Here is an 11,921-nt window from a genome sequence, read left to right as displayed (position 1 = left end):
TATTAAAATCACATAAAATATTAAAAAATTAACATTATTCTTTTTAAAACAACAAGATAATGACATTAAATCATAATGGAATGAAAAAACTACAACTATTGCCAATATGAAATTTATATTCTATTATAATTTTGCTCTTGTATATATATCGTACAAAACGTCTTCCACCCGATTAGGTGGAATAGTCAAAATAAAAATAAATTTGTGTGAACGGAGATTAGTAATGAAAACCTTTTTGAAGAAAAGCACCGCCTTATTAGTAGCTGGTGCTGCAACATTTGGCGCTATGTCTCTTTCCACTTCAGCTTATGCTGAAGGTGAAAGATTTGTATTTGTATCCCATGCACCTGACTCAGACTCTTGGTGGAACGTTATTAAAAACGCCGTCAAACAAGCTAGTGATGACTATGATGTACAAGTAGATTATAGAAACCCGCCAACAGGCGATTTAGCCGACATGGCAAGAATCATAGAACAAGCTATCGCAACAAACCCTGATGGCTTGATAGTTTCTATTGCTGATTTCGATACGTTAGAAGGTCCATTAGCAAAAGCCAAAAAACGTGGTATTCCTGTTATCACAATGAATTCGGGAACTCAGGAGCAATCTGCAGCACTAGGCGCTGAGCTTCACATTGGGCAACCTGAGTTTGCAGCGGGCTTAGGCGCAGGCCAAAGAGCAAAAGCAGCAGGAGTGAAAAATTTCTTATGCGTTAACCACTATATTATGAACCCAGCATCTGTTGAACGTTGCATGGGCTTTGCTAAAGGTCTAGGTGTTGAGTTAGGCAGCCAAATGATCGACTCTCAAACTGATCCGACCAATGTTGAAACCAAGGTATCTGCTTACCTACGTAAAAATCCTAATACACAGGCCATTCTCACATTAGGGCCAACATCAGCTCACCCTACCTTGAGAGCACTTGAAAAAAACAAGATGCATGATCAAGTGTATTTTGCGACTTTTGATTTAAGCGGTGAGATTTCTAGCGCAATAAAAGATGGCCGTATTGATTTCGCCATTGATCAACAGCCTTATTTACAAGGCTATTTACCAATTACATTTTTAACCCTAAATGCACGTTATGGGTTAATGCCAAGTAACGATGTCAATTCTGGTCCGGGGTTTATTACTAAAGCCAATATTGATTTAGTTGAAAAACTTGCTGGTGAATATAGATAAGAAAGTTTCTGCCCTTGTCGTTAAGCTTCAAGGGCACTCTTAATTTTGTTATCAATCTTCACAGGTATTCAATAATAAAATTGTTTATAATGCCCCGTTAACACCTTGTCCAGGAGGCTTTTTTGCAAGCACCAACCTCTTTAGAAGATTTACAGCAAGCCATTAGTAAAGAATACGAGTCATTAAGTAAACGCTTACAGCAAGTGGCACGTTTTTTACTTGAGCACCCCAACACAGTTGCATTGGAAACTGTTGCAAGTTTAGCGGAGCAATGTGATGTACCGCCTTCGACTTTAGTTCGTTTTGCTGCCGCATTTAATTATAACGGCTTCACCGAAATGCAGAACTTGTTCAGACAGTCACTTGTTGAACAAACGTCTAGCTATAGTGAACGAGTCCAATTAAGCCAAAGCACCACATCAAGTAGTACGGTTAATCCCAGTATTATTCTAAGTGAATTCAGTAGTAGCAACGCCTTTTCAATGAAGCATATGAGCCATCATTTTTCTGAAAATATGCTCAATGATGCGATAAGTTTATTAGAATCTGCCAACAATATTTATTTAATAGGATTAAGACGCTCTTTCCCTATTTCAACCTATTTTGCTTACAGCTTGAGACATCTCAATAAACCGACTCACTTAATTGATGGCACAGGTGGTATGCTGATGGAACAAGCGAGCAATATACGTAAAGGCGACGTCATCATTGCTACAACCTTCAGCCCATATGCAAAAGAGACTGTGAATGTCACTGATTTTGCTTATAAAACTGGTGCTAAGGTAATTGCTCTAACTGACAGTAAATTAAGCCCTCTTTCGGCAATCTCTGATTTATGCTTTGATATTAAAGAAGGTGAAGTGATGGGGTTTAGGTCGCTAACCTCATCGATGACATTAGCTCAAACATTATTAGTGGGTCTAGCTTATCGATTAAATAGTGACGGCATGCTATCAGATACAAATACAACACCTTGGAATAAGTAGTTAGTTATCCATATTATGATAATTAACTATGGTGTTACGGCCTAGTTTCTTAGCAAGATACAAAGCCTTATCCGCTTTAATGAAGAAGGGATTAGCTTCGGCTTCATTTTTAGCTAAAGTATGGTAAAAACCGACACTAATACTCACCCTACCTAGGTACGAAGATTCATGCTTTATATCTAGCTGTGATAACTGTTCTTTCAATTCTGCCAAAATAGCCTCAAGCATTTCGATAGGCAAGCTATAAGCAAGTAATACAAGCTCATCACCACCATACCGACAAGCTATTATATTGCCGTGTTTACCTTCAATATCCATTAATAATGAGGATAATTTAACTAATAACTCATCCCCTTTTTTATGCCCATAATGGTCGTTATATTGTTTAAAGTAATCACAATCTATCATGCATACACAAAAATTCTCCCCCGCCTTAACCGTCTTATACCAGAGCCTTTCAGAAAGTTTATCCATGTGCCGTCTATTTGCTAAACCAGTAAGATAATCTTGCCTGGCAACAAACTTTAAACTTTCATTTTTTTCTCTAAGCTGCTCTTGCTGATACTGAACCCTTTCTAATAAGCGATTAAAGGCACTAACAATCAAGTTCACTTCTAAAGTATTAAATTTAGGAAACTTGTACTGATAATTGCTGGTTTCATTAATTCTATTTAATTCAGATGATATGTACTCCATTGGTTTCACGATTTCTCTTGAAATTAGACGAAAATATAATAATGGAATCGCCAAACCCGCTGTGACACCAAGAATTAAAGTGAGCGAAATGAAGTTTTGTTGATTCTGTTGTGAGTCTGCTTTAAATGAAATTGAGATCAGATTATTGCCGTTAATGTCAGGCAAGCTAAAGGATAGGTAACCATTATCATTAATGTATGAATAGTTCTGGTTGATATCATCAAACATATTGTTTGACAGCACACTGTAACGCTCATTTTTCGACCACTCAACACCTATACCAAGTTGAGTTTCAGATCGCCATTGTTCTATCAAGGTCCGATCCATTTTTTTCAGGAAAATTAAATATCCTGACTGCTTATTATTAATAGGATTAGTAATTTTTGAAATTCCATATAAATGTGGCATCTCATTAGAAATGAAAATTCCGCTACTTGAAATTGTATTTTCAACCGCATTATTTAGATGGTTTATAATAGCATTAAGTTGAATAGGCTCAATGGTGGAAGCACTATGCTGATCACAATGCTCTTCTTCAAAAATAAGATCGCATTCGAATTTAGTTTTTCTTTGCTGTGTAATTAACTTTACACCTGACATGCCAGCTGCATGAAAAGTCCCAAACAAATAGTTTTTATTTATATATTGAATTCCGTCTTCAAGTCCTTCCATATAATTGTAAGTATCTTCCCAAGCGCCATAGTCATATGACCAGACCTCTATATTCTTGAGACTTGAATTAATTGCTTGAACAACACGTTTGAAATCCTTTTTATCAGACTCCACTTGCATAGCATGTATTTGAGGAAGTTCTATCCAATACCGTATTGCTGCTTCTCCGCAAACAACCAGTAATAGAATAATTAGAAAAATAAACCTAAGCCTGTATTTTACAGACTTAGTGTGAATTCCTTCCAAAGCATCACTCCTCTAGTGAGACAATGCTTTAGTATAGTTAGTATATCTAACAGGGATGTGTAATTATCTGTATACAAATTGAGTAGATTTTGACAATTACATTTAGGTTTAAACTAAAACTTAAATCTCATTCCCATACTTAATACTGAGTAACTTCCAAAATCAGCATCAATATCCTTATAACTAATATTGAGGTCGGCAGAATCGCTTACATGGCCTTGTAACCCTAACCCAACAACACGACTCTCACCATCCAAATCTTTAACAGCCTCTGTTCCTGGGTTAAATAGTTGCCCTTCTTTAGATGTTAAATCCCAATAAGCCCTACCATAATAAGGAATCAAAGAGATTGATTCCCAAGCAAATCGATAACCAAGAAGTATTGCTTGATGACTTATTGAGTATCTATCTGAAGCACCACCCAAAGAGAAATTTTCAGCAAACATGGCATCAAACTGAACAACAAGGTGGCTTTTAAATTCATAACCAGAGGAAACATCTAGTCCAAATGCATCAGTATCAACCCTTTCATTGGCAAAGTTGCTTGCAACATCCAGGTTCGAGTAAACAAAACCTGGCGCAAGAAAAAAACCGTAAGTATTTTCATTGAGTGATGAGTTAGTTTCACCTAACTCATCAGCATAAATTGAAGTGGAAGCTAAACAAATACTGACGCTAAGTATAGAAACTTTTGATTTAATCATTTTTTCGTAAAATTCCCTTTACCATCTTTAAACTAGCATCTTATCAAGTAAAGGCTTTTTAAACAGTTAATTAATACGACATAAAAAAACCGCCACTTTCATTAAAGTGACGGTTTTTTTAATCATGAATAACGTAGCGAATTAGTTCCAGAAGAAAGAAAAAAGACGCTTGAAAATATTAAACAATATTTCTAACGGGGATTCATGTCTTGGTTTTTCACCATGATCACCACGTTTTTTATATTCAATTTCTATGATCACTGGATCATGATCCGAAGAAGAATAGGCATTGGTTGATTTAGCAAGGTCTGCAGTATATTGGCTTGAATACTCAAACAAATTGGATTCCGCAGAATTGATATGCCAATCGTCCGTTGCAACAACTTTACGAAGAAGCGACTTATTTGCTAAAGCATGATCAAGACTACCAAGTTCACCACTATAGGTATAAGAATGAGCTTTTGGACCTTGGAAATGTTCAACTAGATTTGTAAAACCATATGACTGAGCCACTTCTACTGCAGCGCCACCGTCAATTGCTTCACCATTTAAGCTAGCTTGTTCCGCAGTCAGAATTTTACGCTCTGCAGTGCTTGCATCATAATCAGTTAAAACGCGAATTGGATCTTCTTGACCATAGGCATTCAAGTCACCCATAACCAATACATCACCTTTAACGTTATTAGCTAAGTAGTCACCTAAAGTTACTGCTGCTGAAACTCTAAATGCGTTACAGTTACCTTGAGCATCATTTTCATTCGCCGTATCTTCAATACAAGCTGAACCTTTAGATTTCAGGTGATTTACGACTATGCTTAACTTACGTTTAGTTTCTTTATGTTTGAATTTTTGCAGCAAAGAAACTCGCATGTATTTATCAAATTGCTCACCTTCAGCATCTGTACCATGCTGCTCTGGCATATCAATTTTAACTGCGTCACCCACTAGAGAAACCGCATCCGCACGATAGATCAAACCGACAGCAATAGCATCAGTACCAACATTATCACCTGCAGATACATAAGAATACGGCGATGCACTTGCAGCTTGAGTCGTATTGATTTGATCAACTAATGCAGCAATGGCACTAGTATCACTAAAACCGTTATTTTCAATCTCCATCAAGCCAACAATATCAGCATCAATCATGCTTATTGCATTAGCAATTTTTGCGATTTGGATTTGATATTCACCATCTACTTCAGCACCGCGATTATCTCCAAAAGCATTCGCTGCACCACCAAACGGCGAGTTAAAAAGGTTTAAGACATTAAAACTAGCAACTCGAAGGTTTCCGTCATCAGATAATATTGGGCCATAAGAAGTACGATCAGATTCAAGATCGCGAGAGAAATCAGATTTAGCAAGTACCACATCTTCGCCGGCTATTAAACGGTACTGGCTGTAACTGTATGCAATAACACCTTCTAAATTACTAACACTATCACCTACACGGATATAGCCATCTTCAGGGTTAAAGTCTGGGAAGTAAGGAACTACACCATCAGCGGGTTTAACGTCTGTATCAATATACAAAGTACGTTGGGCATTTTCTTGTGCAAGTGTAACTTCTTCTTCAGTGCCAGCAACATGTAAATGAGTCGACTTATAAATTGGCTCTGCATAACTCATCACCATATTGTTACGGTACGAGCCGTAATCAAAACTAAAATTACGAGAAACAATCAAATCAGAGTTTGTGGTGGTCACCAACATACCTTCATATGGCTCTAATTGATTATGCAGTAGACTATCTGAGTTCAGATCAAGTTGCGTTGCTTGAATTTGATTATTTGAACTTAAAATTTCGTAAGCACCTGAATCCATCGAAATTTGCGTCGAAGAATAGTATTCAGTTACTTCACCTTGCACACAAACTTCATCACCCACCTGAAGACCAGTTGGAGTGGTATTTGTAAATACAAAAAGGCCATCAGATGAGGAAGCATCACCATCGCCAACAGAATCCTGAATAAAGAAGCCAGAATACAAGCTGGTAACGATATCGGTTACAACGCCGGATGTATAAACTGTTCCGCCAGAGAATGTCCCCTCAATGATTAAAGGACTAGCATCACCATTACCTTGAATAGCATAAGTTGGAGTTAATGCTGCCCCTGAACATGAAAATGGCTCAGGCTCAACAACATCACCGTTTGGAGCAACCCCCATGCCATCATAGTTATCTTTAGCTGATATATTCCATGCAGCGGCATTCCACACACCGTCTGCAATCACTGAGTTATCAATACGCTCATAGGTGGAATCTTTAGCAAAATCCGTATCACCATATTGACCAAAAAAATCTACCGTTTGACCATCACTAACTCTAACAATCGCAACTGGATCATCACCATTAAAGTTAACAGATGATGAAGTTTGATCAGCAACCGCTAATAGAGCATCACTTGCAGATGAGCTGGCAATAACGAATACACCACCAGCAACTAAATTAACGTTGCTAAAACTAATATCATTTGGTGAATTGGCATCACCATTAGAGTATTTAACTAATTTATAATCAGAAAGGCTGATTCCCTCTGTTCCAGCATTATAAATTTCAACGGCTTTATTATAACTACTACCTTCAACATATTGGCTAATAATCAGTTCTGCTGATGCAGTAGAGGCAACAACACTTGCAATCGATGTCGCAAGAATCGTTTTAACAGGTAAGCTTTTCACTCTTGATCTCCATTCATTTTGAGCCAGAAATGAATGCTAATTCCTTTAGCAAATGAGATTAAATAAATCCTTTTATATCCCAACTTCAAGCTATTATTTTTTTTATACATAAAGAATGAGCATAAAAAAAGACAGTTTTAAACTGTCAATTCCATACACTTTCTGCAATATGACACAATCTTGACCGTTCGAACAGCCTTGAGCAGAAAATATTCATTATTTATCACAATCTATAAAACTAAAGCGAATATCAGATATAAACACGCACAGATAACAGAATAATTAGATTTTCGTGTATTTAAAAGAAAATCGACACGATATAAATCTAAATATATTTTTTCTTTTTGTTACCATTTAATACTTACAACACAGATAGTTACTTAGTAAGGACATACTAATTTAGCTATATTTCGTTATTATTAAGAGATAATCATTTATCTTAAAATCAATTAGATTCATCATTCATACACTTATATATTAGATAAGTTTTATGAAATCATCGATAAAAAACAATGGTTGAATTTAAAAATTCAAAACTCAAAACTCAAAACTAGAGATTAATTCAAGCTTTAGAGAAAGACCATCGCTGCAATCTAAATTAATGATTAAAGAAGGTTTAAAACAGAAAGATTAAGGAACCTGCGAAGGTGTTACTTTATTGTAAATATAAGGAGTTAACACATCAGCTTAAACGAATTAAGCTGATTCAAGTAATATATTGAAAGGATGGATTGAGTTACTTAACATTTCTTGACTACTTGTCAATAAAAGGGACAAACAAGCCTAATCAAGAAGCTGTTTGGCATAGCACTCAGTATCTAAGTCATTAATCTCAACTGTCACAGACACCTTACTCAAAGGCAATTGCAGAACAGAGTCTAAGATAGATTTTGAAAGCAATTTTCTTTGCAACATATTTCTACCAGCGAGCAACTTCACTTCAATATGTATAAAGTCAGCATTACCTGTTTGCCCTGCTGACTGATAATAATCATATCCGATAGCGCGCGTCTTTATATCCTTTAGCTCAAATAAAGCAGACTTTAAACTCCCCTCTGTCACCTTATCCATAAGACTCTCAACATCTATCTGGCTTTGTAATTTGCTTGCATACTCAATAATACAATGTGGCATGTGGTACCCCTCTACAATGACAATAGGCTATTATTTACAATCGAGTTTAATTTGCTGTACTAGCTCACCCTGAGAAAAGACACATAATTCACCTGTTTGCATTTCGTGCCAAGTTTCATCATTTGTTAGTGGCTGTGTTGCAATAACAGTGACAACATCCTTATCTGTAGTGACCTCTTTAAAATCAATACTTACATCATCATCCGACAAACTTGCCTGCTTAAAAGGAGCTCTGCGAGTTATCCAATGCAACTTAGTCGTACAGTAACAAATTAGCTTATCACCATCAGATAGCATCATGTTAAACACACCCATAGACCTTAGTTCATCAGCCAGTGAGTGCAATTCGTTTGATAAGGCTTCTTCACTCGGTTCTGATTCAGGGAAAGCCTCTTGTAATCGAGCAAGAATCCAACAAAAGGCTTTTTCGGAATCAGTACTGCCCAGCACCTGATGATGTCCAGCACAAAGTGAGTCCGAATTTTCTAATTGGCCATTATGAGCATAACTCCATGTTTTCCCCCACATTTGGCGATAAAAAGGATGAGTATTTGGTAGACAAACTTCACCAACATTGGCTTGGCGTATGTGACTAATGACGACATCACACTTTAACGATGTTTTACTAATCACCTCTGCCATATCTGAATCAGCGCTTGGCCTTGGGTCATGTATACACCAGACCTGACCTTCTCTGTACATGGCAACACCCCAACCATCCTTGTGAGGTCCAGTTTTACCACCACGGGCTCTTAAGCCTGCAAAGCTGAAGCAAATATCGGTTGGTACATTGGCACTCATGCCAAGCAGTTCACACATAATCTTTTATACACTCTCTTCTAAATCTGTTTTATTTGCTTTACTACGTCTTCGCAGCCACCAGATACCTCCGCCAATAAGGAGAAATACGGTAATATTAATTAAGGCATAGACTAAAATTTCACCACTTGAAAAACTAACATCCGCACTATTCTCTTTTTCAACTTTATCGCCAGAAATTAAAGCATCCGCTGAATTCGCTACATCATCAATGCTCGCTTTCATATCTTTCATGAGATCTGTGGCGTCGATTTCGATTTTTAGTTTTTCTTCTAAACTTTCCTCAACTTGACTTTCAATTCCAGAGAACCCTTCTCTACTCTCCGCTATAAAATCGGTAACTGCGGTTCCTGGTGCAACATCAGTCAGTAAATTTGAAGACACAGGTTTGTTATAGGCAAAATTTAATGGGTTAGTTGTGTAATCGAACCTTACACCTGTTTGAGTAACGCCTTTAAGCTTAACTCTTGCAGTGAAATTAACTTTTTTACTTGGTACTAATTTCTGCCAAAAACCCGCTCCTATTAAAGGTAACTCTTCTTCCACACGAGTAGCATTATCATATTCTACTTCTAAGAATGCCTGGCTACGAAACAGATCTAAACGTAAATTTGATGGTTTAACACTGAATGACATTAAACCATAATCTTCCTGTTTAACCGATAGGCTTATTGCTGGAGTCACCGTGAAGTATTGGCTTAATTTCCTTGCGAAGGATTGGCCGTCAAGAAAACTCCTTAACTCATAGTCACCCTCAAGCATTAAAGAATCAAATTTATTTTTGAATTGATAACTTGATTGTGAAAGCTCTTTATTATCAAGTACCTCTAAGATTTCACCTCTATGCCTAATCAGCGATTGTTCAGCTTTTAACACTTCTAGCAAAATCGGATCTTGAATAAGCTCACCATTCTCATATAAGCCAATACTTGAAAATAGTGGCTCATTCACGAACAGCACGCTGGCAATATTACTTGCCTCAACTTTTAAATTAGTGACAATTCGAATACTCGATTTTTCAAGGTCAACGTCTTCAACCTGCCAAGTACCTAACATAGGCTCCTCAACTGTCACTAAGGTATAACGTAATCCATTTGCAACCGTGACCTTCTGATCACTTTTTAATGTTAAAACATCACCTTTTGGTGCAATAACTTTAGGTTTTTTTCCTAGTTTATGAAAAACCAATAAAGTGAACTCATCAATACTGTCATCAATAAAAAACGTATTGCCTTCAAAAGGAAGTTCATCTGCTTTATTTGCACTGGTAAAAATACGGTTAAAAGTACTTAAAAGGTCTTCTGGGACAGCCACTTCAGTGTGACTTGCATCTGTTTTAACCGATAAGGTTTTTAGTAACTCTGAGTCGGTATAACCCGTCATAGAAACGGTATGTAGATGAATTCCTTTTTCAATCAATTCATCCAATATTGGGGTAAGTATATTTTGACGAGATAACGCATTCACACTTTGATCAAGACTAATATCGACCATACCATCTGTGACCAGTATCCAATGCTGTTCACTGTCTGTCGCAACACCTTCTGCAGCAGGTGTATCTAACATCAACCTAAGTACAGACTCGAGATCTGTTTGTAGGTCTTCTGTAACATAACCTCCTAAGTTGTTTTTCAGACTGGTTTTAAGTTCTTCAGTAATAGGTGTTTCAGGTAACAATACTCTTGGCTCTTCACCAAATAACCAAACACCGAGGCTAGACTCTTCTTCCGGTGCTAAATCAGCTATCAGCCTAAGAGATTCGGATGTTAACCTATCTGGGTCACTTATCACCATACTGCCAGATGCATCAACAATGACACGAAATTGAGTGCTTGCATAAGTACTTATGCTTGTACCTAGCAGGCATATCGCCATGATAACGCGTAACAACATAGATCTATCCTTAAAAAATAACCTGTATTTGCTTACTAAATTGTTTTACTAAATCGAGAACAAATTACCAAAGCAAATAGACAAATTATCCTAAGTCTAGATGCTCCGGCATACCATGAACCCAGCGTATAACATGTGTTTCCCAGTCTTCTTCGGCAACCTTGTTTTCACTTACCGCATAATCACGAACAGTTAACCCCTGTCGTAACATTTTTGAGTTATCACCGATCAATAATGGATGCCAATCTGGCAAGCTACCTGTTTCATGGTGAACGCGATAACTACAGGTATCTGGTAACCAAGCAAACTCATCAAGTTGCTTTGGTGTTAGATCAATACAAGATTCAACATGCTTAAATCTTTGTGGATAAACTTTGCATTGGCATGTTTTTATGTGCAGTTGATGGCAAGCTAGATCTGTATAAAAAATCTCATCTGTTTCATCATCTTGCAGTTTTTGTAGGCAGCATTTCCCACAGCCATCACAAATGCTCTCCCACTCTTGCTCGTCCATTTGCTCTAAGGTTTTACTTTCCCAATAAGGCTGGTAACGCTTAGCAATCATTAATAAGCAGCCTGAGTTGGTGTCATATAAAGATCCAATAATGACTCATCTTTTGCAGGAGGTAACTGTAGATAAAAACCTTTATCACGAATCGCGGTTAAAACGGATAGTGCATCAGTTCTAGCCAGTTTTTTGTTTTCATCAAGCAACAGCACCATTGCAGGCGTACCACGACCAAACCTTTCCATAAGCGCTTCAGGCACAACGGATAGCCCATCTTCTTTCGCAACATAGATATACATCTCATCCTGCTTAGTGGAACGATAGACTTGTACGATTTTTCTTTCTAATGTCATAAGAAGCTACATTTCATTTTGATTTATAATTCTTGCCAAAAG

The 11,921-nt window shown here is 37.2% G+C and carries 10 protein-coding genes; 2 read left to right on the top strand and 8 right to left on the bottom strand.

Annotated elements, in window-relative coordinates; all coding sequences use genetic code 11:
• Positions 1-223 precede the first annotated feature (223 nt).
• Together Q0A08_RS03160 and Q0A08_RS03155 are read left to right on the top strand one after the other, a co-directional pair.
• Positions 224-1,183, top strand: coding sequence for a sugar ABC transporter substrate-binding protein (locus tag Q0A08_RS03160; protein ID WP_438464801.1), 960 nt, complete (start codon positions 224-226; stop codon positions 1,181-1,183).
• A gap of 122 nt (positions 1,184-1,305) precedes the next feature.
• Complete coding sequence (locus Q0A08_RS03155; RefSeq protein ID WP_438464799.1) at positions 1,306-2,169, top strand: MurR/RpiR family transcriptional regulator; 864 nt, start codon at positions 1,306-1,308, stop codon at positions 2,167-2,169.
• Here the strand turns inward: Q0A08_RS03155 and Q0A08_RS03150 are convergent, their stop codons facing one another.
• The 8 genes from Q0A08_RS03150 to Q0A08_RS03115 all read right to left on the bottom strand — a co-directional run bounded on the left by Q0A08_RS03150 (position 2,170) and on the right by Q0A08_RS03115 (position 11,879).
• A complete protein-coding gene (locus Q0A08_RS03150; protein ID WP_438464797.1) occupies positions 2,170-3,783 on the bottom strand; it encodes a sensor domain-containing diguanylate cyclase in 1,614 nt (537 codons plus the stop codon).
• A gap of 113 nt (positions 3,784-3,896) precedes the next feature.
• Positions 3,897-4,487, bottom strand: a complete 591-nt coding sequence (locus Q0A08_RS03145) for a hypothetical protein (RefSeq protein ID WP_438464795.1) — start codon at positions 4,485-4,487, stop codon at positions 3,897-3,899.
• Between the two features lie 141 nt (positions 4,488-4,628).
• Positions 4,629-7,172: an ExeM/NucH family extracellular endonuclease gene (locus Q0A08_RS03140; RefSeq protein WP_438464793.1), complete on the bottom strand. Its 2,544-nt coding sequence runs from the start codon at positions 7,170-7,172 to the stop codon at positions 4,629-4,631.
• A 783-nt stretch (positions 7,173-7,955) separates the two neighbouring features.
• Positions 7,956-8,306 (bottom strand): 5-carboxymethyl-2-hydroxymuconate Delta-isomerase, encoded by a 351-nt coding sequence (locus tag Q0A08_RS03135; protein ID WP_438464791.1) that lies wholly within the window; start codon positions 8,304-8,306, stop codon positions 7,956-7,958.
• A 30-nt stretch (positions 8,307-8,336) separates the two neighbouring features.
• Positions 8,337-9,125, bottom strand: a complete 789-nt coding sequence (locus Q0A08_RS03130; protein WP_438464789.1) for a class II glutamine amidotransferase — start codon at positions 9,123-9,125, stop codon at positions 8,337-8,339.
• 6 nt (positions 9,126-9,131) lie between these two features.
• Positions 9,132-11,018 carry a vWA domain-containing protein gene (locus tag Q0A08_RS03125; RefSeq protein ID WP_438464787.1) on the bottom strand — a complete coding sequence of 629 codons (1,887 nt, stop codon included), beginning with the start codon at positions 11,016-11,018 and terminating at the stop codon, positions 9,132-9,134.
• A gap of 85 nt (positions 11,019-11,103) precedes the next feature.
• On the bottom strand, positions 11,104-11,583 hold the full coding sequence (locus Q0A08_RS03120; RefSeq protein WP_438464785.1) for a YcgN family cysteine cluster protein: 480 nt from the start codon (positions 11,581-11,583) through the stop codon (positions 11,104-11,106).
• Positions 11,583-11,879, bottom strand: a complete 297-nt coding sequence (locus Q0A08_RS03115) for a YcgL domain-containing protein (RefSeq protein ID WP_438464783.1) — start codon at positions 11,877-11,879, stop codon at positions 11,583-11,585. Before Q0A08_RS03115 ends, Q0A08_RS03120 begins: the two co-directional genes overlap by 1 nt.
• Positions 11,880-11,921 lie beyond the last annotated feature (42 nt).

Origin of the sequence: Marinomonas sp. PE14-40, assembly GCF_051623805.1 — a bacterium.
In the GTDB taxonomy this organism is placed as follows: domain Bacteria; phylum Pseudomonadota; class Gammaproteobacteria; order Pseudomonadales; family Marinomonadaceae; genus Marinomonas.
The sequence above is the reverse complement of the archived record's forward strand: the minus strand, read 5'-3'. Positions and strand labels throughout refer to the sequence as shown.

What these genes read in the sequence shown, in the direction of transcription:
- Q0A08_RS03160 (WP_438464801.1), top strand. Translation starts at nt 224, where the DNA reads ATGAAAACCTTTTTGAAGAAAAGCACCGCCTTATTAGTAGCTGGTGCT.
- Q0A08_RS03145 (WP_438464795.1), bottom strand. Translation starts at nt 4,487, where the DNA reads ATGATTAAATCAAAAGTTTCTATACTTAGCGTCAGTATTTGTTTAGCT.
- Q0A08_RS03135 (WP_438464791.1), bottom strand. Translation starts at nt 8,306, where the DNA reads ATGCCACATTGTATTATTGAGTATGCAAGCAAATTACAAAGCCAGATA.
- Q0A08_RS03130 (WP_438464789.1), bottom strand. Translation starts at nt 9,125, where the DNA reads ATGTGTGAACTGCTTGGCATGAGTGCCAATGTACCAACCGATATTTGC.
- Q0A08_RS03125 (WP_438464787.1), bottom strand. Translation starts at nt 11,018, where the DNA reads ATGTTGTTACGCGTTATCATGGCGATATGCCTGCTAGGTACAAGCATA.
- Q0A08_RS03120 (WP_438464785.1), bottom strand. Translation starts at nt 11,583, where the DNA reads ATGATTGCTAAGCGTTACCAGCCTTATTGGGAAAGTAAAACCTTAGAG.
- Q0A08_RS03115 (WP_438464783.1), bottom strand. Translation starts at nt 11,879, where the DNA reads ATGACATTAGAAAGAAAAATCGTACAAGTCTATCGTTCCACTAAGCAG.